Genomic DNA, 13,713 nt, shown 5'->3' with positions numbered 1-13,713 from the left:
AGTTTGGCCGATCTCTCGCACGCGCGATTGGCGCAAAAATGCCGGGTCAAACGGCCCCCGGCGCGCCGGATCGGGTGCGGCAGGGACCAAAGACCGCCGTTGCGGCCAGTATCAGCCCCGATACCGTCGCAATCATCCCCGCCGCGCTGACCGCATCGCCGCCTCCCAACCAAAGCGGCCCGTAGCCGGCCAGAACATAGCCCAGCACGGCGGACAGGATGGCGAAGAGGACGCTCCAGGCAATCTGCGCCTCCAGCCGGTTGGTCATCATCCGCGCGGCAGCGGGCGGGCAGATGAACATGGCGATAACGATAATCGAGCCGACGGCGTCAAACGCCGCCACGGCTGCAATCGCCGCGGTGAGGATCAGCGCCAGACCCAGCGGGCCGGTGCGGATGCCGATGGTGCGGGCAAAGCCTTCGTCGAAGGTCGAAATCTTCAGGGGCCTCCAGAACAGCCAGGTGAACAGGATCACGCCCACCAGCGTCAACGCGATGCGCGGCAACTCGGGCGGCAGCCCCGCCAACGCCTGCAGGTCCAGCACCGAGGCCCAGCCGGTTGCGTCCAGCCAGATCAGGCTTTCCAGATTTCCGTAAAGCGCATGTTCCACATCCAGATGCACCGTCGAGGTATCCGTCTGCTCCAGCAGCAGCACACCGCCTGCGAACATGGTGGTGAATACAACGCCCATCGCCGCGCCGGGCTCGATGCGGCCCAGCCGCCGGATTGCCTCGATCATCACCACGGCGACCACAGCGGCCCCGGCAGCGCCCAGCATCATGGGCCAGGTCGAGATCGCTCCGGTCAGCAGAAAGGCCACGACGATGCCCGGCAGCACCACATGGCTGATCGCGTCGCCGATCAGGGCCTGCTTGCGCAGCACCAGAAAGTTGCCCGGCAGCGCGCAGGCAATCGCCGCGAAGGTGCCGATCAACAGGGGCGTCAGCGACAGAGGGACGAATTCTTCACCACTCATGGCAGAACCCCTTGCGGGCCGCCGATGCGGCGGTCGATTTCGGCGATCTGGTCGCGGGTCAGGACGGTCTCGATATCGCGCAGCCCGTCATAGAGCGCGGCGGTCGCCTCATGCGCCTGATCGGCGCGGACGATGTCCCAGCGTTTCTCATCCCGCAGGGCCTTGGCGGCGCGGGCCTTGCCCGCCTCGGTCGCCACGCCATCGGCACGGGCCAGCCCGGCGCGGCGCAGCAGGCGGATGGTCAGCGGCTCATAGATCGTCTGCCCCTGCGCCAGCGCCAGCAGCCCCTGCCGGATATGCACCCGGCGCTGAAACCGCAGGTGGCGCAGCACGGCGGCCAGCACGCCGCGTACAGGCGCCAACAGCAGCGACAACGCAAAGAAGCCAAAGCTGACCAGCACGATGATCGGCCCCGTAGGCAGGTTCGGGGCCGAGGCCGACAGCGCGGCCCCCAGATAGCCCGCCAGACCGCCCGCCAGACCGGCCAACAAAACCACCCGGTCCGAGCGTTCGGTCCAGAAGCGCGCGGTCACTGGCGGGATGATCAGCAGCGCGACGATCAGGATCAGGCCGACGATCTTGAGGCCCACAACCGTCACCGCCATGACCAGCCCCATCATCGCCAGATCGATCCGGTGCACCGGCACCCCCCGGGCGGCGGCATATTCGGGGTCGAACGCCACCAGCGTCATCGGGCGGCGCAGGATCATCACCAGCGCCAGCGTCGCGGCCCCTCCGATGGCGATGACCAGCGCATCGGCCCACAGCATCCCGGCGGTCGAGCCCAGCAGGAACCCTTCGAGCCCCGCCTGACGGCCCACGCCCATGGTCTGAATGATCGTCAGCAAAACGATGCCAAAACCGAAGAACACCGACAGGACCGCTCCGATCGCTGCATCCTCGGCCAGACGGGTGCGGCGGGTCAGCCAGTTCAGGCACAACAGCCCGACCCACGCGGACAGGGCAGACCCGACCAGCAGGCCCGGCAGGTTGCGCCCGTCACCACCCAGCGCCACCAGCACCATGAAGGCCAGACAGACCCCCGGCAGGGTCGCATGGCTGATGGCGTCGCTGACCAGCGCGCGTTTGCGCAGAAACAGGAAGGTGCCGGTCACCCCGGCGGACACGCCCAGCAAGCTCGCACCGATGGCGACCAGCGAGGCGTTATAACCAAGCTGAAGAGTCAGCGCGTCCCACAGCATGACCTAGCCCAGCGCGCGCGAAATCTGGTCGATCTGCGCGGTGGCCAGACGGCCCCCATACGCCGCTTGCAGAGTCTCGGCGGTGAAGGCCTCGGCCACGGGGCCTTCGGCGACCTTGCGGGTGTTGATCAGGAACACATGGTCGAAATAGTCGGTCACCGTGGCCAGGTCGTGATGCACCACCACGACGGTCTTGCCCGCCTCTTTCAGCGATTTCAGCACCGCTATGATGGCCTTTTCCGTGGCCGCATCGACCCCGGCAAAGGGTTCGTCCAGCAGATACAGATCGGCCCCCTGCGCCAGCGCACGGGCCAGAAACACCCGCTGTTGCTGGCCGCCGGACAACTGGCCGATCTGACGGTCGGCGAAATCATGCATTCCGACGCGGTTCAGACAATCCACCGCGCGCGCCATGTGCCGGGCACGAACGCGGCCCAGCAGACCCAACTCGCGCGACAGGCCCATCAGCACCACGTCGATCACGCGGGTCGGGAAATCCCAATCCACACTGGCACGCTGCGGCACATAAGCGATGCGGGCGCGCTGCTGCCCGAGCGGTTTGCCATCAACCGTCACCTGCCCGGACAGAGGTTTGACGATCCCCAGCGCCGCTTTCAGCAGCGTCGACTTACCCGCACCATTGGGGCCGATGATTGCGGTCATCGCGCCGGGCTGCACGGTCATGTCGACAGAGAACACCGCGGGTTTCTGACCGTAGGAAACAGTCAGGCCACGAATGGCCAGCGGGCTGGTTTCAACGCCCTGCCCCGCGACCGCTACGCCCTGATCCGATGCCAGTTTCAACATGGCTTAAAACCCCGCCGACAATTTGCCGTCCATGCCGCCGCCCGGCGCGTCCGCGCCCAAAGCGCCCGCAATCACGGTGATATTATGGTCAAGCATTCCGACATATGTGCCCTCGTAAGTGCCAGGCTCGCCCATCGCGTCCGAGAACAGCTCACCGCCCACGCGGACCTCATGCCCCTTGGCCGCAGCCCCTTCGATCAGCGCGCGGATGGAACGATCAGAGACCGAGCTTTCCACAAACACAGCCGAGACTTGACGGTCGACCAGCAGATCGACCAGTTCGCCGATCCGGTTCAGACCGGCCTCGGACTGGGTCGAGATGCCCTGAATGCCCATAACCTCGAACCCGAAACTGTCGCCAAAATAGCCGAACGCATCATGCGCCGTGACCAGCACCCGCGCATTGTCCGGCACTGCGCCCAGCGTCTGCTGTGCATAGGCCGACAACCGGTCGAGATCAGCCAAATGCGCCTGCGCGTTGGCGGCAAAGCTGTCGGCGGCCTCGGGGCGGGCCTCGGTCAGGGCGGTTTGCACTTCGATCACCACATCGCGCCACAGGTCGGGCGTCATCCACAGATGCGGGTCGTATTTGTCGGCGTAATCGTCATGAGCGCGCAGTTTCGACGTGTCGATACCTTCGGCCACGGCCACCACGGCGCGTTTGCGGCCGAGGTCATGGAAGAAGTCCTCCATCTGCGCCTCAAGATACAGGCCATGCCACAGAACCAGATCGGCGCGGGTCATCGCCACGATGTCGCTGCGGGTCTGGCGATAGGCATGGGGATCGACGCCGGGGCCCATCAGGCCCTTGACCTCGACCAGATCGCCGCCGACCTGACGGGCCGCATCGGCAATCATGCCGGTGGTGGCGACCACTTTCAGCGGCGCCTCGGCCCACCCGGTCACGGGCAACGTTACGGCAAAGGCCAAAGCCGCTATGAAGCTGCGACGAATCATGTTCAACCCCAAGTCATGTGATGTGGCAAGACTGAATATGCGAACCATTCGCAACTAAGTCAATGCTATTGAGAATTATTCGCAATAAATCGCCTGTTTTTGTCCATTTGGTCAAAAAAGATGCCCATCGGTGGTGCCCTGTGTCTTCCATTCCATGGCATGTCATGCGATTTTGGCGCAAACCTCCCAAAGGATGTGAAGATGGAAACGCAGAGCTCAGAAAGCCCCGTGCGCACCGCGCATCTGCCACAAGTGACCGAGCCCCGCAATCCGGGCATGGCGCTGGATGTGGACTGGGTGCGCGCCGTTCAGGCCAACACCTCGGCCATTGAACGCCGCGCGGCGACCCTGCCGGGGCGGCGGTCGGTGAAGAAGGACTATCAGGCGGCGTGGCTGCTGAAGGCGATCACGATGATCGACCTGACCACGCTGGCGGGCGATGACACGGTGGGCCGCGTGCGCCGCCTGTGCGCCAAGGCCCGCCAACCGGTTGCGCCCGCGCTGCTGCAGGCGATGGACATGCCCCCGATCACCACCGGCGCGGTCTGCGTCTATCACGACATGATCGAACCCGCCGTTGCAGCGCTGAAGGGCACCGGCGTTCCGGTGGCTGCCGTCTCCACGGGCTTCCCGGCGGGTCTGTCGCCCTTCCATCTGCGCGTGGCCGAGATCGAGGAAAGCGTGAAAGCCGGGGCCGAGGAGATCGACATCGTGATCTCGCGCCGCCATGTGCTGTCGGGCGATTGGCAGGCCTTGTATGATGAGATGAAAGCCTTCCGCGCCGCCTGCAGCGACGCGCATGTAAAGGCCATTCTGGCGACCGGAGAGTTGGGCAGCCTGCGCAACGTCGCCCGCGCCTCGGTCGTGTGCATGATGGCGGGGGCGGATTTCATCAAGACCTCGACCGGCAAGGAAAGTGTGAACGCGACGCTGCCGGTGTCGTTGGTGATGATCCGGGCGATCCGCGACTATTATGACCGCACCGGGTACCGTGTAGGATACAAGCCCGCAGGCGGGATTTCGAAAGCCAAGGACGCACTGGTCTATCTGTCGCTGATCAAGGATGAACTGGGCGACCGCTGGCTGGAACCGGACCTGTTCCGGTTCGGTGCATCATCGCTGCTGGGCGATATCGAGCGGCAGCTGGAACATTATGTCACCGGGGCTTACTCGGCTGGCTATCGTCACTCCATGGGCTGAGGGCACAACAATGACAGTCAAAGAAATCTTCGACACCATGGACTATGGCCCCGCCCCCGAAAGCGCCGCCGAGGCTTTGGCCTGGCTGGTCGATCAGGGCGACCGGTTCGGGCATTACATCGATGGGGCTTTCACCAAGCCCGGCAAAGGCTTTGACAGCCGCAACCCGGCAACGGGCGAGGTTCTGGCCACGCTCACCCAAGCCACGCAGGCTGATGTGGACGCCGCCGTGGCCGCCGCGCGCAAGGCGCAGCCGAAATGGGCCGGGTTGGGCGGCGCGGGCCGGGCGCGGTATCTTTATGCGCTCGCAAGGCTGCTGCAGAAACACGCGCGGTTGTTTGCGGTGCTGGAAAGCCTTGATAACGGCAAGCCGATCCGCGAGGCGCGGGATATCGATATCCCTCTGGTCCAGCGGCATTTCTACTATCACGCGGGCATGGCACAGCTGATGGAGAGCGAGCTGCCCGATGCCGAACCTCTGGGTGTGTGCGGCCAGATCATCCCGTGGAACTTCCCGCTGCTGATGCTGGCGTGGAAGGTTGCGCCTGCGCTGGCGATGGGCAACACGGTGGTTCTGAAACCGGCCGAGTATACCTCGCTGACCGCATTGCTGTTTGCCGATATCTGCGGCCAAGCCGGGCTGCCTAAGGGCGTGGTCAATATCGTCACCGGCGACGGCGCGGTGGGTGAGATGATCGTGGCCTCGGATGTGGACAAGATCGCCTTTACCGGCTCGACCTCAGTCGGACGGCGTATCCGCGAGGCGACCGCCGGGTCGGGCAAGGCGCTGACGCTGGAACTGGGCGGCAAGTCGTCTTATGTGGTGTTTGACGATGCCGATATCGACTCGGCCATCGAAGGGCTGGTCGACGCGATCTGGTTCAATCAGGGTCAGGTCTGCTGTGCGGGCTCGCGCCTGTTGGTGCAGGAAGGCATTGCCGAGCGGTTCTATGACAAGCTGCGCGCGCGGATGGACAAGCTGCGGGTGGGCGATCCGCTGGACAAATGCATCGACGTGGGCGCGGTCGTGGACCCGATCCAGTTGCAGGCGATCACGCGGATGGTTGACGGCAACACCGTGGGCCAGATGCACCGCGCGGCCTGTGACATGCCCGAGAACGGGTGTTTCTATCCCCCGACGCTGATCACCGGGCTCGAGACCTCGGACCCGCTGATGCAGGAGGAGATCTTTGGCCCGGTGCTGGTGTCCTCGACCTTCCGCACCCCGGCTGAGGCGGTGGAACTGGCCAACAACACCCGCTATGGGCTGGCCGCGACCGTATGGACCGAGAACGTGAATCTGGCGCTGGACATCGCGCCCAAGCTGGTTGCGGGTGTGGTCTGGGTCAATGCCACCAACCTGTTCGACGCCGCTGCCGGGTTTGGCGGCGTGCGCGAAAGCGGCTTTGGCCGTGAGGGCGGCTGGGAAGGGCTGGCGGCCTATACCCGGCCCAAGGGCAAAGCCAAAGCGCTGACCAAGATCGAGGCGGCCTCGGGCCAGGGGGCCTCGGTTGATCCCATCGACCGGACTGCCAAGATGTATGTCGGCGGCAAGCAGGCGCGGCCCGATGGCGGCTATTCAAAACCTGTCTGGGGCAAGTCAGGCCTGCTGGGTCATGTCGGGCTGGCCAACCGCAAGGACGTGCGCAACGCGGTCGAGGCCGCGGCGGGCGCAAAAGGCTGGTCCAAGACCACCGGCCATCTGCGGGCGCAGATTCTGTATTACATCGGCGAAAACCTCTCGGCCCGCGCGGGCGAGTTCGCCGCGCGGATCGACGCCATGACCGGCAAGAAGGGCGGCGCGCAAGAGGTCGAGACCGCGATCCAGCGCCTGTTCACCGCTGCCGCATGGGCCGACAAATATGACGGTCAGGTGCATGGCGTGCCGATCCGAGGCGTGGCGCTTGCGATGAAGGAACCGGTGGGCGTGATCGGTGCGCTTTGCGCGGATGAAGCGCCGCTGCTGGGTCTTGTTTCGGTCCTGGCCCCGGCGATTGCGATGGGCAACCGGGTGGTGTTGGCGACAAGTGAGCCCTACCCGCTGGCGGCGACCGATTTCTATCAGATCCTTGAAACCTCGGACGTGCCCGCGGGCGTGGTGAACATCCTCACCGGCAGCCATGCGGAACTGGCCGGACCGCTGGCGTCGCATCTGAATGTGGATGCGGTCTGGTCCTTCTCGTCCACCGATCTGTCAGCGCAGATCGAAAAGGCGTCCGCCGGGAACCTCAAGCGTACATGGGTCAATAACGCGACGGCATTTGACTGGACCGTGGACCATTCGCGCCGCTTCCTGCAGGCTGCGACCGAAGTGAAGAACATCTGGGTGCCCTACGGCGAGTAGGGCTCCCGTAAGGGAGGCCCATATGGATTTTTCAGGCAAGACCGCCATCGTCATCGGCGGCACCAGCGGTATCAACCGGGGCATTGCCGAGGCCTTTGCCGCCGCAGGCGCAAAGCTGGCCGTGGCCAGCCGGTCGCGGGACAAGGTGGACGATACCGTCGCCGCGCTGAAAGCCGCAGGCGCGCAGGATGCCATCGGTGCTGCGTTCGACGTGCGCGACCCGGACGCGGTGGCCGCTGGCCTGCAACAGTTCCACGAGGCATTTGGCGATTTCAACGTGCTGATCTCGGGCGCGGCGGGCAACTTTCCGGCGCTGGCGGCGGAGATGTCGGTCAATGCGTTCAAGACGGTGATCGACATCGACCTGATGGGCACGATCCACGTGATGAAGGGTGCCTATCCCTATCTGAAAAGACCCGGAGCCAGCATCATCAACATCTCGGCCCCGCAATCCTATCTGCCCTATGAGGGTCAGGCCCATGTCTGCGCCGCCAAGGCCGGGGTCGATCAGATCACCCGGACGCTGTCGATGGAATGGGGTGTCGAGGGCATCCGGGTGAATTCCGTGGTTCCGGGCTTCATCGAAGGCACCGAAGGGGCCAAGCGCCTTGCACCCACACCCGATGCGGGCGAGGCGCTGCGGCGTGACGTGCCCTTAGGCCGGTGGGGGCAACCGCAGGACGTCGCCAATGCCTGCCTGTTTCTCAGCTCGGACATGGCCAGCTATGTCAGCGGTACGGTGCTGGCGGTGGATGGCGCGCTGTATCAGCGCGGGTCCGGCAAGTTTGGCCAGATGATGGGGCAGATGCTGCGCGAGGCAAAAAAGGGCTGAGCACCGGCTCAGCCCCTGTTGGTCAGTTGGTGGTTTCCAGCCCTTCGGGCTTACCAACCACGGTGAAATGCAAACCCTCGGGGTCCAGCAATTCCGCGGCCACCCGGTTCACCTCATCCAGCGTCACTGCGTTCACCTTGTCATTGCGGGTGGCGATGTAGTCGATGGGCAGGTCCTCCATCTGCATCCCCACCATGATCCCCGCGATCTGGCCATTGCCATCAAAGCGCAGCGGATAAGCACCGGTCAGATAGGTCTTGGCATCGTCCAGCTCCGTCTGCGTCACTCCGTCGGTAGCGGCACGGGCCCATTCGGCGCGGATCACCTCGACCGCGTCGGCAATCCGGTCATTGGCCGAAGACACCGAGCCCAGATAGACCGAGGCCAGATCCTTGGGCACAAGGAAGGTCGAAACGCCATAGGTCAGTCCACGCTTCTCACGCACCTCGTGCATCAGCCGGCTTTCGAACCCGCCGCCGCCCAGAATGTGGTTCAGGATGAAGGCGGCAAAGAAATCCGGGTCGTCGCGGTCGATCCCCGCATGACCGAACAGAGCCACCGATTGCGGCGTGTCGAACTCGACCACACTGACGCCGCCGGGAATGTTGACTTCGGCCCGGCCGGGGATCGGCTTGCCGGTGTCGGGCAGATCGGCCAGCAGCGTATCCAGCAACACGCCCAGTTCCTCGGCGGTTATGTCGCCCACGGCACCCACATAGAGCCGGTCCTTGGCAAACACGTCGTTGTAGGCGGTTACGATGTCGTCGCGCGTCAGGGCCGAGACGCTGTCGATCGTCCCCTTGCCCTCGGTCCCATAGGGATGATCGCCATAAGCCATCGCCGCAAAACTCCGCCCGGCGATGTCGTTCGGGTCAGTCTGGTCCGACCGCAGGCCCGAGATCACCTGCGCGCGCACCCGGTCAATCGCATCCTGATCGAAACGCGGTTCGTGGATGGTTGTGCGCAGCAGGTCAATCACCTCGTCCCGGTTCTCGGTCAGAAACCGCGCCGAAATCGACACGGTGTCATCCGTCGCGCGATAGCTGAACGAGGCCGCCAGCGATTCCAGCTGGCGCGCATAGGTGCGGGCGTCCATCTCGCCCGCGCCCTCTTCGATCAGACCGCTCATCAGATAAACCGCACCGCGCTTGTCCGGATCGTCCAGCGATGTGCCGCCGCGGAAGCGCAGCTCCAGCGCGGTGAAGGGGATGGCGTGATCTTCGACCAGCCAGGCGGTGATGCCGCCGGGCGAGGTGACCTCTTGAATCTCGATCTCGGCCCAGGCGGGCAGCGCGATGACGAAAGCGATCAGGGTTGCGAAAATCCGTTTCATTGCGTTACCTCATCGTCGCGCATCAACCAGCCGGTGACGGATGTTTCGGGTTGCAGCACGTCGCGCGCGGCGGCGATGATCTCATCCCCGGTCACCGCCTGCAGGATATCGGGCCAGGCCTGCACATCCTCGACCGTCAGGCCGCTGGTCAGCGCCCGGCCATAGCGGTTGCCGATGCCGTCCACATTGTCCCGCGCATAGGTCTGAGCGGCGCGCAGTTGCATCTTGATCCGGTCCAGATCATCGGGATTCACCCCTTCGGCGATGAAATCGGCCACCACCTGATCCATCGCATCCTCGGCCTCTTGCAGGGAAACCCCTTCGGCCGGAACAACCAGCAGATCGAAGGTCGTGTCATCCAGCGACACGCCGCGATAGAACGCTCCGGCATAGACGACCTTCTGCTGCTCAAACTGCAGTTTCTCGTTCAGATACGAGGTCGTGCTGCCACCCAGCAACTCGGCCAGCAGAAACAGCGCGGCGGCTTTCTCTTGCGCGCCCGCGTCGCGTTCGGGGGCCAGATAGCTGCGCTGCACGTAAGGCTGTGCCACGCGCGGGTCCTTGAACGTCAGACGCCGTGCCGAGGTTTGCGGCGGTTCCTGCGACCGTATCCGTTCCGGCAGGTCCGGATTGGCCCGGATCACGCCATAATACTTCTCGGCCAGGGTCCGGACCTCGTCTGGGTCCACGTCTCCGGTGACAACCAGAATGGCGTTATTGGGCGAATAATGGATCTGGTAGAAGGACAGTGCGTCCTCCATGTCCAGCGTCTCCATCTCGTGTTTCCAGCCGATGATCGGCACGCCGTAGCGGTGGTTGAGATATTGCGCCGCGCTCATCTGTTCGCCGAACAGGGCGCGGGGATTGTTTTCGGTGCGCTGGTTGCGTTCTTCCAGAATGACGTCGCGCTCGGTCACGATGTCGTCCTCGGTCAGGCGGATGTTGCGCATCCGGTCCGCCTCCATCCGCATCATCAACTCCAGCCGGTCGGCGGCAACGCGTTGAAAATACGCGGTGTAGTCATACGAGGTGAAGGCATTGTCATTGCCGCCATTGGCCGCCACGGTGGCCGAGAACTCTCCGGCCTCAAGATCGTCGGTGGCCTTGAACAGCAGGTGTTCCAGAAAATGCGCCACGCCGGACGACCCGATCGGTTCATCCGCCGATCCGGCCCGGTACCAGACCATATGCTGCAGGACAGGGGCGCGGTGATCCTCAACCACGACGACGTCCATGCCGTTATCCAGCGTGAAGGTTGTGACCGCCTCGTGGCCTTCCTTGGCCCACAAAGGGGTCGCGGTCAGCAGGGCAGCCGACAGGGCAAGGGCCCGAACCATGGGGCATCCTCCGTTTGTTTCCTGACGTTCAAACTACGGTGGTGCCGGCTGCGTTCAAGACCGATGACGGAAAGTTAAGAAGATTTCATTCCAGCGGCGGGGCCGAGGGGGTCTCGATCCCGCGCTGCCGCGCGGCTTCGTTGGCGTCGTTGGCATCGATGGCCTGACGCCGATAGGCCTGCGCGTAGCGGTCAACCGGGAACAGGCGCAGGCGGGTGAAACGTTCCTGCCGTTTGCGGAAGGCCGCATCCTCTTCGGCCAGCACCTGCCGCGTATCGGCGGCAACACCATAGCGGCTGGACGCCGTCACCAGCGCCGCATCGCCCGAGGGGATCGCCCCATTGGGGTTCAGCGCCGTTTCCTTGCCGCCCAGCGCCACCACCGCATCCGCCTTGGGGTTCGGATCGGTCAGATTCGCACCGCCCGGCGTGGGAGCCGGCAAAAAGGCGTAATCCTTGGGCTCGGTCAGCGGTTTCACGGGCAGCACCGAGAACTCATCCGGGCCCTGCCCCGGCGCGCGCAGATTGCGCAGACCGATATCGGAACAGCCCGCAACCGCGAGCGTCAGGATCAGAATGGCGTGCGGCGTCCGCATGAGTGTCTCCAGCCAGTTTCCACGCGCTTTTAGCCCATTTGAACGGGCGCGTCACGAGGGCTTTTTGCCCTCGAACAGCACCAGCCCGATTGCGCCGACAAAAATGAACACATCCGCCAGATTGAAGACGAAAGGGTTGTTGATGCCGCAGCAGGACATATTGAGAAAGTCCAGAACATAGCCATAAAGCACCCGGTCCACGACATTTCCCAGCGCCCCGCCGATCAGCAGGCCACCACAGATGGCCATCAGCTTGGTCGGCGCGGTACGGCCCAGCCAGATCAAAACACCAACGCAGATCGCGACAGAAATCCCGATCAGCACCCAGCGGGCGGCATCGCTGTCGCCCTGAAACAGGCCGAAATTGATGCCGCGATTCTCGCCGTATTTGAACACCAGCAGCGGCGGCAACACATCGATATCGCCCTGCGCCACGCGCATCACGTGAACGACCAGATATTTGCTGATCTGGTCGGTCGCAAAGGCAGCCAGCGCAGCCCAGAGAAGCAGCGGATTGCGCATCAGTGGCGGAAATGCCGCATGCCGGTGAAGACCATGGCCAGACCGGCCTCATCCGCAGCGGCAATCACCTCGTCATCGCGCATCGAGCCGCCGGGCTGGATCACGCAGGTTGCACCGGCTTCGGCGGCCTCCATCAGACCATCGGGGAAGGGGAAGAACGCATCCGACGCCACCGCCGAGCCGATGGTCAGCGGTTGCGGCAGGCCCAGCACATCGGCCATGCGCTCGGCCTTCTTGGCCGCGATCAGGGCCGAATCCACGCGGCTCATCTGGCCTGCGCCCACGCCTACGGTTGCACCGTCTTTGACATAGACGATGGCGTTCGATTTGACGTGCTTCGCCACTTTCCACGCGAACAGCAGGTCGCGCATCTGCTCGTCGGTCGGGGCTTTCTTGGTGACAACCTTCAGGTCATCCATACCGACAAAGCCATTGTCCTTGTCCTGCACCAGCAGACCTCCGGCGACCTGGCGCACGGTTTTGCCGCCCGCAGTCACATCCGGCAGACCCTCGGTCGTCAGCAGGCGCAGGTTCTTCTTGGCGGCAAAGATCGCTTTGGCCTCGTCTGACGCACCCGGAGCGATCACGACCTCGGTGAAAATCCCTGTGATCTCTTGCGCGGTTTCCGCATCCAGCGGCTGGTTCAATGCCACGATCCCACCAAAGGCCGAGGTGCGGTCACAGTCGAACGCGGCCTTATAGGCCTCAAGCAGCGTCGCGCCTTTGGCCACGCCGCAGGGGTTGGCGTGTTTGATGATGGCACAGGCGGCACCCTCTGCCGGGTCAAACTCAGCCACCAGTTCGAACGCCGCATCGGTGTCATTGATGTTGTTATAGCTCAGTTCCTTGCCCTGATGCTGCACCGCCGTGGCCACGCCCGGGCGGTTCGTACCGTCGGTGTAGAACGCCGCTGACTGATGGCTGTTCTCGCCATAGCGCAGAGTCTGTTTCAGTTCACCAGCAAAGGCGCGGCGTTTCGGGGCCTCAAGCTCCAGCGCGCCGGCCAGCCAGTTCGACACGGCGGTGTCATAAGCGGCGGTACGGGCATAGGCCTTTTGTGCCAGCTTGCGGCGGAATTTCGGGCAGGTCGCGCCGTTATGCTGGTCCATGTCGCCCAGCAGCTTGTCATAATCCTCGACATCCACGACCACGTTCACAAAGGCATGGTTCTTGGCCGCCGCGCGGATCATCGCCGGGCCGCCAATGTCGATATTCTCGACACATTCGTCATAGCCTGCACCTTTGGCCACGGTCGCCTCGAACGGATAGAGGTTCACCACCAGCAGGTCGATCGCGCCGATCCCATGTTCGGTCATCGCCGCCACATGCGTGTCATTGTCCCGCAGCGCCAGCAGCCCACCATGCACCATCGGGTGCAGCGTTTTCACCCGGCCATCCATCATCTCGGGGAAACCGGTGACCTCGCTGACATCCTTCACCGCCAGCCCCGCATCGCGAAGCGCCTTTGCCGTGCCGCCGGTCGACAGCAGCTCGACCCCGCGCTCGGCCAAGGCCTTGCCCAGCTCGATCAGCCCGGTCTTGTCGGAAACGGAAAGCAACGCGCGGCGCACGGGGTGAAGATCGGTCATGGGTCCAAAGGTCCTTTTG

General features: G+C 64.1%; 12 protein-coding genes. 3 read left to right on the top strand and 9 right to left on the bottom strand.

The window, feature by feature from the left end:
* Positions 1 to 46: 46 nt before the first annotated feature.
* From ACR1XV_RS08885 to ACR1XV_RS08870, 4 genes are read right to left on the bottom strand one after another with little or no spacing between them, the layout of a single operon-like run.
* Positions 47 to 976 carry a metal ABC transporter permease gene (locus ACR1XV_RS08885; RefSeq protein WP_480530384.1) on the bottom strand — a complete coding sequence of 310 codons (930 nt, stop codon included), beginning with the start codon at positions 974 to 976 and terminating at the stop codon, positions 47 to 49.
* The gene (locus ACR1XV_RS08880; protein ID WP_480530382.1) at positions 973 to 2,178 is read right to left on the bottom strand and encodes a metal ABC transporter permease; all 1,206 of its coding nucleotides are present in this window, start codon (positions 2,176 to 2,178) and stop codon (positions 973 to 975) included. The genes ACR1XV_RS08885 and ACR1XV_RS08880 overlap by 4 nt, the downstream gene beginning before the upstream one ends.
* Positions 2,179 to 2,181: 3 nt before the next feature.
* The gene (locus ACR1XV_RS08875; RefSeq protein WP_480530380.1) at positions 2,182 to 2,985 is read right to left on the bottom strand and encodes a metal ABC transporter ATP-binding protein; all 804 of its coding nucleotides are present in this window, start codon (positions 2,983 to 2,985) and stop codon (positions 2,182 to 2,184) included.
* A 3-nt stretch (positions 2,986 to 2,988) separates the two neighbouring features.
* A complete protein-coding gene (locus ACR1XV_RS08870; RefSeq protein ID WP_480530378.1) occupies positions 2,989 to 3,942 on the bottom strand; it encodes a metal ABC transporter solute-binding protein, Zn/Mn family in 954 nt (317 codons plus the stop codon).
* Positions 3,943 to 4,143: 201 nt separating this feature from the next.
* Here ACR1XV_RS08870 and deoC point away from each other — a divergent pair, with 201 nt between their 5' ends.
* Genes deoC through ACR1XV_RS08855 form a run of 3 tightly spaced genes read left to right on the top strand, consistent with a single transcriptional unit; the run spans position 4,144 to position 8,318 of the window.
* Entirely contained in the window at positions 4,144 to 5,142 is a 999-nt protein-coding gene (gene deoC, locus ACR1XV_RS08865) for a deoxyribose-phosphate aldolase (protein WP_480530375.1), read from the top strand.
* Between the two features lie 10 nt (positions 5,143 to 5,152).
* Positions 5,153 to 7,486, top strand: a complete 2,334-nt coding sequence (locus ACR1XV_RS08860) for an aldehyde dehydrogenase family protein (protein ID WP_480530373.1) — start codon at positions 5,153 to 5,155, stop codon at positions 7,484 to 7,486.
* A 22-nt stretch (positions 7,487 to 7,508) separates the two neighbouring features.
* On the top strand, positions 7,509 to 8,318 hold the full coding sequence (locus tag ACR1XV_RS08855) for an SDR family oxidoreductase (RefSeq protein ID WP_480530371.1): 810 nt from the start codon (positions 7,509 to 7,511) through the stop codon (positions 8,316 to 8,318).
* 22 nt (positions 8,319 to 8,340) lie between these two features.
* On the opposite strand, the gene ACR1XV_RS08850 is transcribed toward ACR1XV_RS08855, so the two are convergent.
* From ACR1XV_RS08850 to purH, 5 genes are all read right to left on the bottom strand, one after another.
* The gene (locus ACR1XV_RS08850; protein ID WP_480530370.1) at positions 8,341 to 9,651 is read right to left on the bottom strand and encodes a M16 family metallopeptidase; all 1,311 of its coding nucleotides are present in this window, start codon (positions 9,649 to 9,651) and stop codon (positions 8,341 to 8,343) included.
* Positions 9,648 to 10,988 (bottom strand): M16 family metallopeptidase, encoded by a 1,341-nt coding sequence (locus tag ACR1XV_RS08845; RefSeq protein WP_480530368.1) that lies wholly within the window; start codon positions 10,986 to 10,988, stop codon positions 9,648 to 9,650. Before ACR1XV_RS08845 ends, ACR1XV_RS08850 begins: the two co-directional genes overlap by 4 nt.
* A gap of 85 nt (positions 10,989 to 11,073) precedes the next feature.
* Complete coding sequence (locus ACR1XV_RS08840; protein WP_480530366.1) at positions 11,074 to 11,583, bottom strand: DUF3035 domain-containing protein; 510 nt, start codon at positions 11,581 to 11,583, stop codon at positions 11,074 to 11,076.
* A 51-nt stretch (positions 11,584 to 11,634) separates the two neighbouring features.
* Positions 11,635 to 12,105, bottom strand: coding sequence for a signal peptidase II (gene lspA, locus ACR1XV_RS08835; RefSeq protein ID WP_480530364.1), 471 nt, complete (start codon positions 12,103 to 12,105; stop codon positions 11,635 to 11,637).
* Positions 12,105 to 13,694, bottom strand: a complete 1,590-nt coding sequence (purH, locus tag ACR1XV_RS08830) for a bifunctional phosphoribosylaminoimidazolecarboxamide formyltransferase/IMP cyclohydrolase (protein WP_480530362.1) — start codon at positions 13,692 to 13,694, stop codon at positions 12,105 to 12,107. Before purH ends, lspA begins: the two co-directional genes overlap by 1 nt.
* Positions 13,695 to 13,713 lie beyond the last annotated feature (19 nt).

This window comes from Ruegeria sp. AD2(2025), assembly GCF_056542385.1.
The sequence above is the reverse complement of the archived record's forward strand: the minus strand, read 5'-3'. Positions and strand labels throughout refer to the sequence as shown.

What these genes read in the sequence shown, in the direction of transcription:
- purH (WP_480530362.1), bottom strand. Translation starts at nt 13,694, where the DNA reads ATGACCGATCTTCACCCCGTGCGCCGCGCGTTGCTTTCCGTTTCCGAC.
- ACR1XV_RS08875 (WP_480530380.1), bottom strand. Translation starts at nt 2,985, where the DNA reads ATGTTGAAACTGGCATCGGATCAGGGCGTAGCGGTCGCGGGGCAGGGC.
- ACR1XV_RS08845 (WP_480530368.1), bottom strand. Translation starts at nt 10,988, where the DNA reads ATGGTTCGGGCCCTTGCCCTGTCGGCTGCCCTGCTGACCGCGACCCCT.
- ACR1XV_RS08850 (WP_480530370.1), bottom strand. Translation starts at nt 9,651, where the DNA reads ATGAAACGGATTTTCGCAACCCTGATCGCTTTCGTCATCGCGCTGCCC.
- ACR1XV_RS08870 (WP_480530378.1), bottom strand. Translation starts at nt 3,942, where the DNA reads ATGATTCGTCGCAGCTTCATAGCGGCTTTGGCCTTTGCCGTAACGTTG.
- deoC (WP_480530375.1), top strand. Translation starts at nt 4,144, where the DNA reads ATGGAAACGCAGAGCTCAGAAAGCCCCGTGCGCACCGCGCATCTGCCA.
- ACR1XV_RS08880 (WP_480530382.1), bottom strand. Translation starts at nt 2,178, where the DNA reads ATGCTGTGGGACGCGCTGACTCTTCAGCTTGGTTATAACGCCTCGCTG.
- ACR1XV_RS08855 (WP_480530371.1), top strand. Translation starts at nt 7,509, where the DNA reads ATGGATTTTTCAGGCAAGACCGCCATCGTCATCGGCGGCACCAGCGGT.
- lspA (WP_480530364.1), bottom strand. Translation starts at nt 12,105, where the DNA reads ATGCGCAATCCGCTGCTTCTCTGGGCTGCGCTGGCTGCCTTTGCGACC.
- ACR1XV_RS08885 (WP_480530384.1), bottom strand. Translation starts at nt 976, where the DNA reads ATGAGTGGTGAAGAATTCGTCCCTCTGTCGCTGACGCCCCTGTTGATC.
- ACR1XV_RS08860 (WP_480530373.1), top strand. Translation starts at nt 5,153, where the DNA reads ATGACAGTCAAAGAAATCTTCGACACCATGGACTATGGCCCCGCCCCC.
- ACR1XV_RS08840 (WP_480530366.1), bottom strand. Translation starts at nt 11,583, where the DNA reads ATGCGGACGCCGCACGCCATTCTGATCCTGACGCTCGCGGTTGCGGGC.